The sequence below is a fragment of the Geomonas ferrireducens genome (assembly GCF_004917065.1).
In the GTDB taxonomy this organism is placed as follows: Bacteria; Desulfobacterota; Desulfuromonadia; order Geobacterales; family Geobacteraceae; genus Geomonas; species Geomonas ferrireducens.
On record NZ_SSYA01000001.1, the window covers coordinates 1,349,271 to 1,364,750 of the forward strand.

The following is a 15,480-nucleotide window of genomic DNA, read 5'->3' on the forward strand; positions in this document are numbered from 1 at the left end:
ACGGACATGAACGAATTGAGGATAAGGCTAAAGACCGGAGACGAGGTGAGGGGGGTACTCACCCGCTCCTTCAAGCACCAGGACAGCGAGATCGAGGTGCAGGTGGAGGGGGGGAAGGAGACGCTTGTCTTCTCGCTCGACGAGATCTGCTACATACGTTTCCTGAACCCGCCGGCGGGGATCGGCGGCGGAAAAGAGACCATCGAGGAGGTGCAAACCATAGCCGGGGAGACCTTCAGGGTTTCCGTCCCGGCCAACGGCAAGTTCCTCAAGGGGTTCCTCGGGATGCTGCAGGGGGAGGAGAGTTACCACACCGCGTTCTTCACCGACTCTGGGATCAGGTACCGCCAGGACGACCGGCGCACGGGGCAGATCCTTGAGGACCACGGCTACGTATCGCCGGAAAAGGTGGAAGCCGCGATAAGGCTGCAGTCCGAGCAGGCAAAGGGGGGGGATCCGGACGCCGCGATCCTTTTGGCCGATGCCGTCGACGAAGGCGAGGCGCAGGAGCACGCCCTCATGCACCACGCGAGGGTGGGGGACATCCTGGTCGAGTCGGGGCTCGTGACCCGCGAGCAGGTGGAGGCAGCCTTCAAGAGCCAGAAGGGTAAGAAGCTGCAGGTAGGCGAACTCCTCATCATGAAGGGGCTCATCACCGAGGAGCAGCTCCTCTCGGCGCTCGCTACCAAGTTCAGGCTCCGCTACGTGGACCTCGACACGGTCGTCCCGAGCGACGCAGCGCTCGGCGCCATCTCCGAGGGGCTCGCCACCCGCCTGAAGGTGTTCCCGATCTCGCTGGAGGGTAGGACCCTTACCGTCGCCACCTCCTCCCCCACCGATCTCAGCATCGGCGACAACCTGAGGTTCTCGACCAACTTCGCCACCGAACTCGTGGTGGCCCCGCAGCAAAAGATCACCGCGGCAATCGAGAAGTACTACCGGAACCGGATCGACACCGTGGACACCCTGCTGAACTCGATGAAGGGGGAGGCGGAGACGGTCACCATCGAGGAGGAGGCGGACGATACCCGCCTGCTCTTCGAGCCGGACTCGAAGATCATCTCGCTGGTGAACCGAATCCTCATCGACGCCTACAACCAGGGGGCTTCCGACATCCACTTCGAGCCGGGTACCGGCAACGAGCCGCTGGGGATCCGCTACCGCGTCGACGGCGAGTGCGTGGCGGCGCACAAGGTATCCGCCTCCTACAAGGGTGCCATCCTGGTGCGCATAAAGATCATGGCGGACCTGAACATCGCAGAGCGGCGCCGTCCGCAAAGCGGCAAGATCCTGCTCCGTTACCGGCAGAAGATGCTCGAGTACCGCGTCGAGATCACCCCGATGGTGGGGGGGCGCGAGGCGGCGGTACTGAGGCTCCTCGCCGCGAGCAAGCCCTACCCCCTGACCGGGCTCGGGCTCACGCCGCACAACCTGGAACGGTTCATGGAGATCCTGGAGAAGCCGCACGGCATCATCCTCTGCGTCGGGCCGACCGGGTCGGGTAAGACCACCACGCTGCACTCGGCACTGGGCCATATCAACACGCAGGAGCGCAAGATCTGGACCGCGGAGGACCCGGTCGAGATCACGCAGCAGGGGCTTTGCCAGGTGCAGGTGAACGCGAAGATCGGCTTCACCTTCGCCGAGGCGCTGCGCTCCTTTTTGCGTGCCGACCCGGACGTCATAATGATCGGCGAGATGCGCGACGCGGAGACCTCGAAGATCGCCATCGAGGCCTCCCTCACCGGTCACCTCGTCTTCTCCACCCTGCACACGAACTCCGCACCGGAGGCGGCGGTGCGCCTCATCGAGATGGGGATGGACCCCTTCAACTTCTCCGACGCCCTCCTCGGCATCCTGGCGCAGCGCCTGGCCAAGAAGCTCTGCCCGAACTGCAAGAAGCCGGCGCGCGACCAGCGGCAGCATTACGACGAGGCGGTGACGGCGCTCACGCAGATCGCGGGGGAGAGGCCCGTCGTCATCCCGGACTTCAAGGAAGCGAGCTTCATGAAGGCGGTCGGCTGTGACAGCTGCGGGGGAACCGGCTACAAGGGGCGCATCGCGCTGCACGAGCTCATGACCGGGACCGAAGCGGTGAAGGTCGCCATCAGGCACGGCAAGGGGATGGACGAGCTGCGCGGCATCGCCATGGATGACGGGATGTGGACTCTGAAGATGGACGGCCTTTTTAAGATGATGCAGGGGGAGACGGATCTCGAGCAGGTGCTGAAGGTGTGCATGTAGCCTGATCTAGATACGCAGCCCCCGGGAAAGAGACCATGACTAGGACCGACATGCCAATGCGAAGCCGGGTGGCGCTCGTCGCGGTGAGCCTGATTGCGGCGTTGCCGTTTCTGCTCGTCGAACTTTTCCCCTCGGCGCTTTACCGGGTGCTGGATGCGTCCGACTACCTGGTCTTCCACAACACCGTGGAATTCTTCAGCGTCATGGTTTCCCTCTCCATCTTCGGGGCCGCCTGGTTCTCGCACAGCCAAAGCGGGGACCGGCACACGCTCTTTCTCGGCGTCGCCTTCCTCGGGATCGGCCTCATGGACTTCATGCACACCATGGGTTATCCGGGGATGCCTTCCTTCATCACCCCCAACTCCCCAAACAAGTCCACCCAGTTCTGGATCGCGGTCCGCCTCTTCGGTGCGGCCTCCTTCCTCGCCAGCGGCTTCGTCGGCAAGAAGGGGCGGTCGCGCTGGTCCGGGCGCTGGCCTCTTTTAGCCGCAGTCCTCGCCGTCACCGGCGCCGTCTTCGTCCTGGTCACCTTCTTCCCGGATGCGCTCCCCGCGACCTTCGTGCCGGGCTACGGGCTCACCCCGTTCAAGAAGGGGGCGGAGTGGCTCATCATCATCCTGCTCTGCCTTGCCATAGCGGTATACCTCAGGCGGCTCACCGCGTCCGAGGACGTCCACTACCGCTGTTTCGTCTGCGCCTTCGCCCTCTGCATCTTCAGCGAACTCGTCTTCACCCTCTACAAAAGCGTCTACGACACCTACAACGTGCTGGGGCACCTGTACAAGTTGATTGCCTTCGCCATGATCTACCACGGGGTGTTCGCCGCGGCCGTTCAGCGTCCCTACGGCGAGCTGCACCAGGCCCTGGAAGAGTTGCGCCTTACCAACGACGTGCTGCGTCACATAATTAACTCGATCCCGCAGTCGATCTTCTGGAAAGACCGGGACAGCGTCTACATGGGTTGCAACCGCGAGTTCGCCGCGGGTGCCGGGCTTTCCGACCCCTCCGATGTGGTGGGGAAGACCGACCACGACCTCCCCTGGACCGATGAGGAGTGCGAGGGGTATCTGGCGGACGACCGGGCCGTCATGGAGAGCGGCCAGGCCAAGATGCACATCATCGAGAACCTCACCCAGGCCGACGGCAGCGTGATCTGGATCGACACGAGCAAGATGCCGCTGAGGGACAAAGAGGGAGCGATCTGGGGCGTGCTCGGCGTCTACGAGGACGTCACCGAGAAGAAGCTCCACGCGGAAAGGCTCTCGGACGCCCTGCAGTTCAACCAGGAGATCATCAACAGCGCCCGCGAGGGGATCATCGTGTACGACCGCGAGCTGCGCTACCTGGTGTGGAACCCGTACATGGAGGAGCTGAGCGGCTTCCGGGCGGAGGATGTCCTGGGTAGGGAGGCGGTCGAGGTCTTCCCGTGGCTCAGGGAGAGCGGCTTATTGGCGCGCCTGGAGGAGCTTTTGAGGGGCGGGGCCCCGGTGACTTTGGAATTCGGCGGGCGCGACGCGGCCGGACGGAAGATCTGGCTTTCCGACGCCTCCGCTCCCTTGCGCAGCGGCTCTGGAGAGGTGGTCGGGATCATCGCGACGGTGCGCGACATCACCGAGCGGCGCGCCATAGAGGAGCAGCTGCGCCAGTCCCAGAAGCTGGAATCGGTGGGGCGCCTGGCAGGAGGGGTGGCGCACGACTTCAACAACAAGCTCACCGTGATCCTTGGCAACGCCGAGCTCGCCTCGTACAAGACGGGAGATCCGGCGCTGAAAGAACACCTGGGGCAGATCGTTAAGGCCGCGGAGCAGTCACGCGACATCACCGCCCAGCTCCTCGCCTTTTCCCGCCAGCAGGTGGTCGCGCCCAAGCCGGTCCAGGTAAACGCCGTGCTGGAGGAGCTGCGCAAGTCGCTAGGGCGCCTGATCGGGGAGCACATCGCCATCGTCGTGGTGCCGGGAGAAGCGCTGTGGCAGATCAACATCGACCCGGTGCAACTGGACCAGATCGTCATGAACCTCGTGGTGAACGCGCGCGACGCCATGCCGCAGGGGGGGACCATCACCATCGCTACCGGCAACGTGGAACTCAAGGCGCCCCCACCGGGCGCGCCGGACGTGGCGCCGGGAGGTTTCGTCTGGATCGAGTGCCGGGACACCGGCGAGGGGATGGATGCCGAGACGCGACGGCACATCTTCGAGCCCTTCTACACGACCAAGAGGCAGGGGAAGGGGACCGGTCTGGGGCTCGCGACGGTGTACGGCATCGTCACGCAAAACGGCGGCTTCATCGAGGTGGAGACCGAGCCGGGGTGCGGCAGCGCCTTTAAAGTGTTTTTCCCTAGGTGCCGGGAAGCGCGGTGCCAGGAGCCGGAGCCCGCGGCGCCGGCCCCGGCGCGGGGGAGCGGGACGGTGCTTCTGGTGGAGGACGAGGACATGGTGCGCGACCTGACCATGTCCATGCTCGAAAGCATGGGATACCGCTGCCTCGCCATCGCCGATCCCCGTGAGGCGCTCGTCGTGGCGGAAAACCCTGATGTGGAGATCGACCTGGTGCTGACCGACGTCCTCATGCCCGGGATGCGTGGCCAGGAGATGATGGAAGCGCTGCGCAGGATGAGGCCGGGGGCGAAGTGCATCTACATGTCGGGCTACACCGCCGCCATCCTCGATGACGAGAGCGTGCGCCGGGAAGGGGCGGCTTTTTTGAAGAAACCGTTTCAGATGGAAGAGCTCGCCAAGTTGGTGCAGGAGGTACTGTCCGGGAAAGGGCCGGAGCAGGAGGGGTAGCCCTCCGGTCAACGCGGAGCGCCCAGCGCACGGAGGTAAAGCATCAGGGGCCACCGGTGCCGCTGCGGCACCACGCGTTCGAGTACCGGCTCGTGTCCCGTCCCGGTGAGCATCCTGTGCAGCAGTTCTCCGTCCAGGTAGGCGCCCACCGAGGGGCGGCGCAGGTCGGCGGGCCTCGGCACGTAGCTGTTTCCCACCGGTCCGTCTCCTGCGCCCGCACTACCGTGGCAGAAAAGGCAGTAATAATCATAGTACACCCTCCCCTGCGCGAGGAGCGCCGGGGTCGCCCGCGGTCCCTCCATCACGCCCTCCGATGCAGCCATCGGTCTAACGCTCACGCTCCCCTGCGCCGGTCCCGGCAACACCATCTGGAATTCGCGAATATGGTGCTGCACCGTCATCCTCGGCCCCCGCACCAGGATCCAGCCGAAAACCACGGCACCGAACAGCGGGGGGGCGAGGACCATGAACGCGATCAGCTTCTTCATCTTTTCCCCCCGTCCTTACCGCGTTCCTGTGCCGGCTGCAGTGGTATCGCCTCCGGCAGCGCCTGGATCTGGCGTTGCGCCGGTCTGCGCGGCTGCTCGCTCGAGTAGATCGACTCCGCCGGCGTGTCGGGGAGCTGCCCGAAGTCCCAGCGCCTTGCTGCGTCCTGGACGAGGAGGTAGACCAGCCAGCCGTACCCCATGAGCGCCGCGCTGAAGACGATCAGGATCACCCACTCCCAGGGGGAACGCAGCTCCTGCTGCTCGTCGTATTCCGGTTTTTCTTCCATGTTGGCCTCACCAGTTGGGGGGGGTGCCGGCGTTGTACGAGATCTCGAAGAATGTGAACGCGATGCAGGCCAGAAAGAGCAGGATGATGATCCAGGGCATGAAGGAGCGCAGCCATGCGAGGAAGCTTGCCGGTCCCCTCACCTTGATCTCTTCGCTTTTTTTCTCCGTACCGCGCGGCAGCCAGAGCGCCTGGTAGACGAGCGCCGTTGCGATTACGAGTGCCACCCCGCACAAAAGCGTCATGACGAGCCACTGGTTTTGCAGCACGTACAGGTAGAGGGTCAGCATGGACGCGTACCTCCCACACCCTTTTTAGGGCCTCCGCCTGTCTCAGGACGCCCGGGCTGCGAAAGCGAAGGCATCTCCACCACTTCCTGGTCACCCCGATCATGACGTGGCGGCTCCGACCGCGTGGGGGCCTCCTCCTCACAACCGGACTCCAGCGGCAGGTAGCGGGCGCGCTCCTGGTCGGCGAACTGGCCGTTGCGCATCCCCCAGAAGAAAAATAGCGCCGCCACGCTCCCCGCGAGGAGCGGAAAGCCGATCCAGATGAGCACGAAGGCGGTGCTGTCGAGCGGGTTGTTCATAACAGTACTCCTGAGGAAAGAGGCCTTTCCCACGAAGGATAAACGAAGCCATCAGGTTCCCCCCTTTGCGAAGGGGGGACAGGGGGGATTTGCTTTTCGTTGGCAAATCCGAAAAGTTTATTCGAGAACCGCACCTTGCCCGCAATGCCTACCTTTCCCTTTGCCCGCCTAGCGTCCCGGCGCGAGCGCCGGCGGCTGATAGCGATTCACCCAGCCGTTCTCGTAGGAGGCGTCGATGCCGCGGGGATCGGTGTTGGCATCGGTGTAGCCGACGAAGGAAACGGCCAGGTAGTTGGCCAAGTCCCAGATCTTCTCCGACTCCAGGTGCTTCTTGAAATACGGCATCGCGGTGCCGGTGACGCCGTTCATGATTTGGTAGTAGAAGATCCCCCCGATGTACCTGTTCTCCACCAGGTGGCGCCTCAGGATGGTGAAGTTCAAGGGGGGCGGGCTGAGGTGCGGTTGGGCCGGGCCGTTGCCGTCGCCGATCGGGCTGTGGCAGTTGATGCACAGCTGCTGGTAGATCCTCTTGCCCCGCTGCAGGGCCGCCTCGGTCGCCGGGTAAGGATTCGGCATCCTGCGCCACACCTCCGGGACCTGGCCGTGCAGCCACTCGATATTCGCATCGACACCGGCCGCGTACGCCGCTACAGCCTGCCGTTTCCAATCCCGCTGCCGCTTTACCCTGAGGTCCGCCGCTTTCCCCCCGAGCCCTTGTACGTACGCCATGAGCGCCGATATCTCAGCGTCGGAGAGGAAGTCCCAGGCGGGCATGAGCGAGATCGGCGTCGTGTTGCGCGGGTCAAGGAAGTGGGCCCGGTTCCAGTCGTCGCTGTGCTCCCCCCCTTCCTGCGAGAGGTCAGGCCCGGTACGCTCGCTCCCGAGGATGGCCGGTTCAATCCCGACGTAGTCCCCCGCCTTGGCGACCCGCTCTGCCCCGATCCCCCAGTCGATCACACGGATGAACTGCGAGTGGCAGTAGCTGCAGCCGTTCTCCACGTAGAGCCGGTGCCCTCGCGCCTCCAGCGGGGTGAACGGGCGCCAGATCTCCGAGGGGGTCTCCTTCATGGTGAGCGACGGGATCCCGACGATGATGAAGGCGGAGGCCCAGAAGACGAGGAGCGCGCCGACGATGACGAAGGCCGGGGTCATCTTCATGTCGCCTCCTCGAGGCGCCGCAGCGCTTCCGGCTCTTTTTCGCCGCGCAGCGTCATGTAGACGTTGAAGAGCCCCACGATCGACGCGGTGAGGATGAATACGCCGAGTGCCGCCCGCATCACCATGAAGGGGATGAGCTGCGGCAGCACCCTGAGCACGGTCTCGCCGTTGTACCAGGCTTCCCCCTGCACGAGCCCCGCCATGGTGAGGACGACGAAGAAGCCGGTGAGTCCGAAGGTGATCAGGCCGAACTGCAGGTTGATGAGCCGCTGCGAGTAGACGGGGCGGCCGCTAACCAGGGGGAGCGTGTGCCACATGGCGCCTAGGGCGATGTAGCCGCCGAACCCGAGCATGGCGATGTGCGCATGGCCTACGGTCCAGTTGTTGAAATGGGTCACGCGCTGCAGAAAGGGGAGCGACTGCAGCGGCCCCTGGATGCACGTGACGATGTACCAGATCACCCCCGCCATGACGAGTCGCGCCGATGGATCGCTCCAGACCCGTCCGCCGACGAAGCGTGCGGTGAGCCATAGGTTGATCACCACGATGGAGACCGGGAGCACCATGGAGATCGAGTCGACCACCGAGATCGTCTTCAGCCAGCTCGGAATGGGGGATTGCAGCACATGGTGCCCCCCAATGTGGCTGTAGAGTGCGATCAGGAGCCAAAAGCCGAGAAGGGACAGTGTATGCGAGTTGAGCGGGGTCTTCGCGACGCGCGGGATCACGTAATAGGCGGCCCCGGTGGCGAGCGGCGTGATCAAAAGCCCCGGGAGGTTATGCCCCCAGAACCAGAGGAAGATGGAATCGATCAGGCCGGGCATGGCGCCGGTGGCGGGGTGCCACATGACGTTGCCGAGCGGATAGTTGCAGGCGGTCCAGAGGAAGGTCGCCACGAAGTACCAGATGGAGACGTAGAGCTGCGGTTCGCGCCGGTTCATGATGGTGAGGGTGACGTTGACGATCATGCAGAGTACCGCGATGACAAGCGAGACATCGGCGAGCCAGACGTACTCGTTGTACTCGCGCCCCTGGGTGAAGCCGAAGGCGAAGCCGAGCGGGCCGCTCAGGACGGTCAGGTTCCAGAAGAGGAAGGTGACCCAGCCGAGGGGCTCGGACCAAAGGCGCGTCTTCAGAAGGGCCGGGACGTAATGGAGCCCGATGCCGGTGAGCATGGTGCCGACGAAGCCGTAGAGCATGGTGTTCACGTGGACCGGGCGCTCCCGCCCGAAAACGAGCGGTGCCACGTGCGGCAGGAACTCCGGTGCCACCAAGTGTATGGCGGAAAACATGCCGTACACGGCGCCCACCACGAACCAGACCGCGCCGGCGACCATGAAAGCCAGCGAAGCGCTCTGCGGCTTGCGGATCATGTTGATCATCGACTTCTCCTAGGTGACATTTGCTCTTATCTCCCTCCCCCGGAGGGGGAGGGCTGGGGAGGGGGAAGCGGGCGCCAGCGGGGAACTTTCACCCCTCCCGACCTCCCCCCTCCGGGGGGAGGAGTTTACCTGTGGCAAACGAAGCAGTCGTGAGTTACCCGGTTCTTCTTGTGGCACCGGATGCAGAAACCCATCTCGAACTTGCGCGCTTTCGCCACCCGGTCCATCTGCCGCACGTCGCCGTGACAGTGGCCGCAGTCCACGCCGCGCATGAGATGCATGGAATGGTCGAAATAGACGAACTCGGGAAGCCAGTTCACCCTCTCCCAGACCACCGGCCGGTTCTGCGCCACGTGTCCCCTGAGCCGCGCGATCCACGGATAGTTGCGGATGATGCGGGAGTGGCACAAAAGGCAGGTCTCCAGCGGCGGGACCCCGGCCCGGGAGGAGCGCGTGGCGGAGTCGTGGCACATGAAGCAGCTGATCTGCTTGATCCCGGCATGCACCCGGTGACTGAACGGGATGGGCTGGCGCGGGCCGAGCCCCACCGGGTAGAGGCGGTTCAGGTAGACGAGCGCGGCCAGCGCCGAAACCAGGATCGCGGTAGCGGCGGCATAAGACGCCCAGCGCGGCACCCCCTTTTTCTCCGGCCCGCTCACGGGGTACCTCCGCTCTTGCGCGCGCCGAGCATGCCAAGGCCGAGGATGCCGGCGAAACCGGCGGCCAGGGAGAGTTCGGCGAGGCCCAGGTGCGCCGCCGGGGCGAAGGTCGGGGCCACCAGCCACCAGCGCTCAAGCCAAAGGCCGCACAGGACGAGGAAGGCGACGGTCCCGAGGGCGGCACGGCTGCGCTTGGTCCGGATCGGGAGGAGAAGCACGAGCGGCCCGAAGTACACGAGCCCCACGAGGAAGAAGCTCAAGGGGCGCCATCGCGGCATGTGCATGCGCGGCACTAGGAACCTGATCTCGCGCGGCAGGTTCTCGTACCAGTAAGGGAGGAGGTGCGAGTACATGAGGTAAGTGGTCATGAGGCTGAAGGCGACGGTCAGTTTCCCCAGGTCGTGGAGCTGGTCCGGCCCTGCCTCCGGGTGCCACACGGACAAGAGCGCCCAGCAGGTCATGGCGCCGTAGAGCCCGGACATGAAGAAGTAGCCACCGGCCAGGTTGCTGTGCCAGAGGGGATCGAGGGCCATGACGAGGTCGAAGCCGATGAGGGAGAAGGCGAGGCAGTAAACCAGCACGAGAACCGCGCCGGAGCGCGCCGCCTCGCCCCGCCGCGTAAGCCGCAGGTGGTACAGGGCGAGCCCCCAGAAGATAAGGAGCGCGGCCAGGTCGCGCCCGAAGAGAAAGCCGGGGTGCAGCCACGCCCCCTGGTGGTGGTTCACTCCGTTCCAGGGGGACCAGCGCGCGCTCCCCCACCAAAGGATGAGGAGCGTTACGAGCGACGGAAGGGCGAAGGCGATCGCGGAGCTCGCCAGCCGCTCGACCGGGTGGTGCCATTTCCCCTTGCAGGTCGCGACGATGGCGGGCCAGACGACGAGTCCCGCCGCAAGCGGGGTGAAGAAGAGGAAGTTGACGAGGAGCGCACGCCAAACGCGTGCCTCATCTGCCCCGTTCAGGAGGTAGAGCCACAAGGCGCACCCGGCTACGGCGAGCACCATCCAGAGCACGAGCCAGGATTTCGTCGACGTGCCGTCACTGGTGGACATGGAGTTCCTCCGGATGGGCGGGCGCCAGTTGCTCCTTCAGGCGTTCGTACTCGTCGGCGCCGCAGGAGATCAGCAGGCCGAACTTGTCGCGGGAGAAGCGTGGCTCGTAAAAGGGGTGCGGCTCGAGCCGGAACAGTCGGGCGAAGAGCACGAGCCCGGCCAAGTTCGCGAGGCTGCCGAGAAGGATGGTTCCCTCGAAACCGACCACGCAGAAGGGGACGATGGAGACCGGGGGCTTTCCCCCGACCACGAGGCCGTTAACGAGTGCGGTCCCCGCGGCGAGCCAGAAGCCCCCCCCGAGTCCCGCGAGGGCCCCCGCCAGGGTGATCCAGCGCACCGGGCTCTTCGCCTGCTTCATGACCATGGATAGCTCTTCGATCTTCACAGGCGAAAAGGTCTCCATCACCTTGAAGCCGCCGTCACAGCACCCCTTGGCCGCCAGCAAGAGACGTCCGGCGTTTGAGAAGACGGCGAGCACGGCGGGGCGATGTTGCGGCAGTCTCGGACGGACGCGGTGGCTGCACGCCTCGGTCGGCACCACTTCCTTTTCGGCCAGGTGACCCTTCAGTTCGCTTAGCGGTACGGTGGGGAGGAGTTTCGTGAAGCCGAAGAAGAAGAGGAGGAAGAAGCCGAAAGAGCCGACGGTGATGGTCAATTCCACCCAGGTGGGGAGGTAGCGTCCGAAGTTGTGCGGCAGGAAGTCGTGCGCCTGCGAGGTATAGATGATCATGAGCCTTTCGAACCACATCCCTACGTTCACGAGGAGCGAGATCACAAGAAGGGGGAGGGTCCTCGTGCGCATGCGCCGGAACACGAAGAGCCATGGAATCAGCACGTTGCAGACCACGCAGAGCCAATACATCCAGGCCACCGGGCCGAACACGCGCCACTTGTGGTTTTGCCACTCGATGACGTCCCCCGAGTACCAGGCGATGAACGCCTCCACGGCGTAGGCGTAACCGACGATGGTCGCGGTGAGAATGATGGTCTTCGCAAGCATCTCGAAGTGGTGCATCTCAACCAGACGCTCGAGGTGCAAAAGCTTCCGCATCGGGATCATCAGGGTGAGCACCATGGCGAGGCCGGAGTGGATGGCGCCCGCGACGAAGTAGGGGGGGAAGATGGCGCTGTGCCATCCGGGGAGCAGGCTCATGGCGAAGTCCCAGGAGACCACAGAGTGCACCGAGACCACGAGCGGCGTGGCGAGAGCAGCGAAGAAGAGGTAGGAGCGGCCGTAGTGGTGCCACTGGGTTCCCGAGCCGGACCATCCGAGCGCCAGGGCGCGGTAGATCCTGCTCTTCAGGTGCTCCGGGCCGAGTTCCGCGAGGTAGCGGTCCCGTGCCGACGCGAGGTCTGGCACGAGGCCGATGTACCAGAAGATGAGGCTCACGGTGAAATAGGTGGTGACGGCGAGGACGTCCCACACGAGGGGGCTCACGAAGTTGGGCCAGAGCTCGCGCTGGGAGGGGTAGGGGACTATGTAGTAGGCGGCCCAGAGGCGTCCGAGGTGGATGAGCGGGAAGAGCCCGGCGGTCATGACTGCGAAGATGGTCATCGCCTCGGCCGATCGGGAGACGGCGTCGCGCCACTTGGCGCGCATCAGGTAGAGAATGGCGGAGATGAGGGTGCCCGAGTGGGCGATCCCGACCCAGAAGACGAAGTTGGTGATGTAGACCGCCCATCCCACGGGGCGGTTCAGCCCGGTCACCCCCATGCCCGCCTGGGTCTGGTACATGAGGCAGAGCGCCCCGAGTCCCGCGAGCCCCGCCAGCATCACGATGGCGAGCAGGTACGCGAGGCCGGGCTTTCCCATGGGGTTGAGGGCATCGTCGTTGATTTGGCCGTAGCTCAGTTCTGGCACGGTGTTCTCCATTGTCCGACCCTGTCAGACCAGGTCGTTCTCCACTCTTCTCAAAAAGGTCACCGCCGGTTTCGTGTGCAGCTCGTGCAACAGGTGGTAGCGGCGCGGATCGGTGCGGGTGAGCCTGGTCACTGCGGCGTTCGGGTCCATCAGATCCCCGAAGGTGAACACCCCGGCTGGACAGGTCTGGGCGCAGGCGGGAACGATCTCGCCGTCCCTGACCGGTCGCCCCTCGCGCGCGGCCTTGTACTCGGCCTGCCGGATGCGCTGCACACAGAAGGTGCACTTCTCCATCACGCCGCGCTGGCGCACCGTCACCTCCGGGTTCAACTGCAGGTCCAGGGGCTTTTTCCATTCCTGGTTCACCCAATTGAAGCGGCGCACCTTATAGGGGCAGTTGTTGGAACAGTAGCGCGTGCCGATGCAGCGGTTGTAGATCTGGGCGTTCAGCCCCTCCTCGTTGTGCACCGCCGCGAAGACCGGGCAGACCGGCTCACAGGGGGCGGCGTCGCAGTGCTGGCACAAAAGCGGCAACCACGCGTAGCGCCACGGCTGCTCCGGCACCCGGTAGGGGGCGACCCTGAGCCACGCCATCTCGCGCCCGTCCGCGACGAGCTCCCTCCCAACCACCGCGACGTTGTTCTCGGCGTAGCAGGCGACGGTGCAGGCGCCGCAGCCGATGCAGCGCTGCAGGTCGATGACCATCCCCCAGCGGTGCTTCTTGTGCTGGTGCGGCGGGTACATGTCCCGCTCCGGGCGGTAATCCTCCGGAAGCGGTAGATCCAGGCGGTCACCCTCCCCGGGTTTCATGGTGCGCAGCACGGAGAAGCGTACCGACTGGATCACGTCGCGGTGCAGCTGTTTGCTTTCTATCGAGGTGCGGATCGGGGGGAGGGCATTTCCGGTCACCCGGCTGATGCGGCAGGTGGTGAAGAAGCCGCTTTTCTGTCCGCCAAGGAGGACGAAAGCGTTCGCCCCCACTCCGCGCGCGTTCCTGCCGAATGCCGTATGCCCTTGTCCCAGGCCGACCGCCACGGCGTGTTCGCTCACCTCGGTGGTGATGCGTACCGTGGCGCGCAGTGAACCCGACGCGGTGGTGAGCTGCACCTGGTCGCCGTCGTCAATCTTCAGCACCGCCGCCTTCCGGGGATGGAGGTCGATCCAGTTCCCCCAGACGAAGAAGGTCATCGGGTCGGGTACCTCCTGCAGCCAACCGCGGTTCGCGAGCCTGCCGTCGAAGAGCATGATGGAGGGCCACGGCCAGAGTTCCGCTTCATCACGGCGTACCGGAACAGCAGCCGGTCGCGCGGCGAAGGTGACGCCTTCGGGATGCAGCGAAGGTGAGCCACCGGAGTCCGATGCTGGTGTCTGCCACACTCCTCCCTGCTCCAGCGCCGCATTCCAGCTCAGGTCGCTCCCGTTCCAACGTTCCCTGAGCCACCCCTGGAAGTCCTTAGGGGCTGATCCGCGCTCCGTGACGAGCGGGCGCCCCGCCTTTCGCGCCAGCGCCAGGAAAACATCCGCCGCACCGAGCGTGTCGTGAAGGCGCCCCATGGTCGGCTGCATCAGGCCGTTGATGCTTGGCTCGGGCTGGTACTCCCCCCAGGACTCGAGAGGTGTGTCGATGGGAAGGACCCAGTGGGCGAGGGAGGCGGTTTCATCCATCAGCGAGCCGAGGTACACCACCGTCCCCGCCCTGCCGATCTGCGCAGCCGCCCCGCTTCTGCTGTAGGCGGGGTTCGTGTCGTGCACGAAGAGGACGTCCTGCGGTCCGAGCGAGGAGAAGAAGAGGTCGAGTTCGTGGTCGCGCGCGCTGTCACTCAGGGCATGGGGGCGGGAGAAGTCGACCGTGGTGCCGACGGCGCCAACGGCGTAGTTCAAAAGTGCGACGCAAAGGGCCGCATCGGTTGCCGCCGGACCGCTCGCCGCCCCGGGGCCTGCCAGCGCCACCGGGCGGCGCGCATGGCTGAACGCCTGCGCCAGGGCGACCAGGCTTCCCTGGTCGACGGCAGGCGGGGGGAAGGATGTGACGAGGGTCTCGATCGCCGGTCGCACCGCGGAGACGTTATTTCGTTGCCAGCCGCGGTCCATGATGATCTTCAAAAGCGTTGCCGCCACAAGCCGGAGCTCTCCCGGCGCCACCTGGAAGAAGTGGTCCGCGTTGCTCGCGGTCATGGACAGGCGCGGTCCCACGTATGCCATCCGGTTCGGGGTGGCTCCGTCCCGGTAACCGTGCATGGCCGCGAACTGGCGCGCGTAGGAAACCGGCGAGACCCAGGTCTCCAGGAAGTCGGCGGCGAAGCTCAGGATGAAGTCGCTGTTTTCCAGATCGTAGCGGGGGACGGCGGGGAGGCCGAAAACGCGCTGGTGCGCGGCGCGCAGCGCCTCGTAATTGAACGCCTCGTAGAAAAGGACCCGGTTCGAGCCGAAGGTAGCGGCGAAACGTTTCATGAGGTCGGCGAGGGCTCCGGTCTGCAGGCTGGAGAGGATGGCCACCTTCCCCCCCGAGCGAAGGCGGGAGGATATGGCGTCGAGCGCCTCGTCCCAGCTCTTCCGTCCGGTTTTGCCGTCGCCTGCGCGTTGCAGCACGCGGACCACGCGGTCCGGGTCGTAGAGCCCCTGCAGGGAGGACTGCCCGCGCGCGCAGAGCCCGCCGCGGTTTATCGGGTGTTCCGGGTTTCCTTCCGCCTTCGTCACGCGACCGTCCCGGTGGGCGACGTGCATGCCGCACCCCGCCGGGCATTCACGGCAGGTCGTGGCGTAAAAGGTCCATTGTCCGGGGCGGATCTCCTCCGGCGGGATCACCTTGGGGATAAGCTTGTTGACCAGCTTGCGCGGGGGATCGGTCGCCAGGGCGATGCTGCTGCCACCCGTGATCCACAAGAAGGTGCGTCTGGAAATCTCGGACATCGCTCTCCCTCGCGCCGCGGTTTTCAAGGTCCAGGATCAATGAAAAGGAAGATGAAAAAAGTTTAACC

General features: G+C 65.0%; 12 protein-coding genes. 2 read left to right on the top strand and 10 right to left on the bottom strand.

Annotated elements, in window-relative coordinates; translation table 11 throughout:
• Positions 1 to 6: 6 nt before the first annotated feature.
• Together E8L22_RS05795 and E8L22_RS05800 are read left to right on the top strand one after the other, a co-directional pair.
• On the top strand, positions 7 to 2,244 hold the full coding sequence (locus tag E8L22_RS05795; RefSeq protein ID WP_136524249.1) for a GspE/PulE family protein: 2,238 nt from the start codon (positions 7 to 9) through the stop codon (positions 2,242 to 2,244).
• A gap of 35 nt (positions 2,245 to 2,279) precedes the next feature.
• A complete protein-coding gene (locus E8L22_RS05800; protein ID WP_136524250.1) occupies positions 2,280 to 5,030 on the top strand; it encodes a hybrid sensor histidine kinase/response regulator in 2,751 nt (916 codons plus the stop codon).
• An 8-nt stretch (positions 5,031 to 5,038) separates the two neighbouring features.
• Here the strand turns inward: E8L22_RS05800 and E8L22_RS05805 are convergent, their stop codons facing one another.
• The 10 genes from E8L22_RS05805 to E8L22_RS05855 form a co-directional block, all read right to left on the bottom strand.
• A complete protein-coding gene (locus tag E8L22_RS05805; RefSeq protein ID WP_136524251.1) occupies positions 5,039 to 5,518 on the bottom strand; it encodes a c-type cytochrome in 480 nt (159 codons plus the stop codon).
• Positions 5,515 to 5,805 (bottom strand): hypothetical protein, encoded by a 291-nt coding sequence (locus E8L22_RS05810; protein ID WP_136524252.1) that lies wholly within the window; start codon positions 5,803 to 5,805, stop codon positions 5,515 to 5,517. Before E8L22_RS05810 ends, E8L22_RS05805 begins: the two co-directional genes overlap by 4 nt.
• Before the next feature lie 7 nt (positions 5,806 to 5,812).
• Complete coding sequence (locus tag E8L22_RS05815; protein WP_246044558.1) at positions 5,813 to 6,094, bottom strand: hypothetical protein; 282 nt, start codon at positions 6,092 to 6,094, stop codon at positions 5,813 to 5,815.
• Entirely contained in the window at positions 6,088 to 6,393 is a 306-nt protein-coding gene (locus E8L22_RS05820) for a cbb3-type cytochrome oxidase assembly protein (RefSeq protein ID WP_136524253.1), read from the bottom strand. The genes E8L22_RS05815 and E8L22_RS05820 overlap by 7 nt, the downstream gene beginning before the upstream one ends.
• A gap of 168 nt (positions 6,394 to 6,561) precedes the next feature.
• Entirely contained in the window at positions 6,562 to 7,551 is a 990-nt protein-coding gene (locus E8L22_RS05830; RefSeq protein ID WP_136524254.1) for a cbb3-type cytochrome c oxidase subunit II, read from the bottom strand.
• Positions 7,548 to 8,933, bottom strand: a complete 1,386-nt coding sequence (locus tag E8L22_RS05835) for a cbb3-type cytochrome c oxidase subunit I (protein WP_136524255.1) — start codon at positions 8,931 to 8,933, stop codon at positions 7,548 to 7,550. The genes E8L22_RS05830 and E8L22_RS05835 overlap by 4 nt, the downstream gene beginning before the upstream one ends.
• 125 nt (positions 8,934 to 9,058) lie before the next feature.
• Positions 9,059 to 9,592 (bottom strand): cytochrome c3 family protein, encoded by a 534-nt coding sequence (locus E8L22_RS05840; protein WP_136524256.1) that lies wholly within the window; start codon positions 9,590 to 9,592, stop codon positions 9,059 to 9,061.
• Positions 9,589 to 10,641, bottom strand: a complete 1,053-nt coding sequence (nrfD, locus tag E8L22_RS05845) for an NrfD/PsrC family molybdoenzyme membrane anchor subunit (RefSeq protein WP_136524257.1) — start codon at positions 10,639 to 10,641, stop codon at positions 9,589 to 9,591. Before nrfD ends, E8L22_RS05840 begins: the two co-directional genes overlap by 4 nt.
• Positions 10,628 to 12,502 (bottom strand): quinol:electron acceptor oxidoreductase subunit ActD, encoded by a 1,875-nt coding sequence (locus tag E8L22_RS05850; protein WP_136524258.1) that lies wholly within the window; start codon positions 12,500 to 12,502, stop codon positions 10,628 to 10,630. The genes nrfD and E8L22_RS05850 overlap by 14 nt, the downstream gene beginning before the upstream one ends.
• A gap of 24 nt (positions 12,503 to 12,526) precedes the next feature.
• Complete coding sequence (locus tag E8L22_RS05855; protein ID WP_136524259.1) at positions 12,527 to 15,412, bottom strand: 4Fe-4S dicluster domain-containing protein; 2,886 nt, start codon at positions 15,410 to 15,412, stop codon at positions 12,527 to 12,529.
• Positions 15,413 to 15,480: the final 68 nt, after the last annotated feature.

Bases quoted from the DNA above. Each gene is read 5' to 3' on its own strand.
- nrfD (WP_136524257.1), bottom strand. From the start codon at position 10,641: ATGTCCACCAGTGACGGCACGTCGACGAAATCCTGGCTCGTGCTCTGG.
- E8L22_RS05830 (WP_136524254.1), bottom strand. From the start codon at position 7,551: ATGAAGATGACCCCGGCCTTCGTCATCGTCGGCGCGCTCCTCGTCTTC.
- E8L22_RS05805 (WP_136524251.1), bottom strand. From the start codon at position 5,518: ATGAAGAAGCTGATCGCGTTCATGGTCCTCGCCCCCCCGCTGTTCGGT.
- E8L22_RS05835 (WP_136524255.1), bottom strand. From the start codon at position 8,933: ATGATCAACATGATCCGCAAGCCGCAGAGCGCTTCGCTGGCTTTCATG.
- E8L22_RS05855 (WP_136524259.1), bottom strand. From the start codon at position 15,412: ATGTCCGAGATTTCCAGACGCACCTTCTTGTGGATCACGGGTGGCAGC.
- E8L22_RS05820 (WP_136524253.1), bottom strand. From the start codon at position 6,393: ATGAACAACCCGCTCGACAGCACCGCCTTCGTGCTCATCTGGATCGGC.
- E8L22_RS05795 (WP_136524249.1), top strand. From the start codon at position 7: ATGAACGAATTGAGGATAAGGCTAAAGACCGGAGACGAGGTGAGGGGG.
- E8L22_RS05810 (WP_136524252.1), bottom strand. From the start codon at position 5,805: ATGGAAGAAAAACCGGAATACGACGAGCAGCAGGAGCTGCGTTCCCCC.
- E8L22_RS05815 (WP_246044558.1), bottom strand. From the start codon at position 6,094: ATGCTGACCCTCTACCTGTACGTGCTGCAAAACCAGTGGCTCGTCATG.
- E8L22_RS05800 (WP_136524250.1), top strand. From the start codon at position 2,280: ATGACTAGGACCGACATGCCAATGCGAAGCCGGGTGGCGCTCGTCGCG.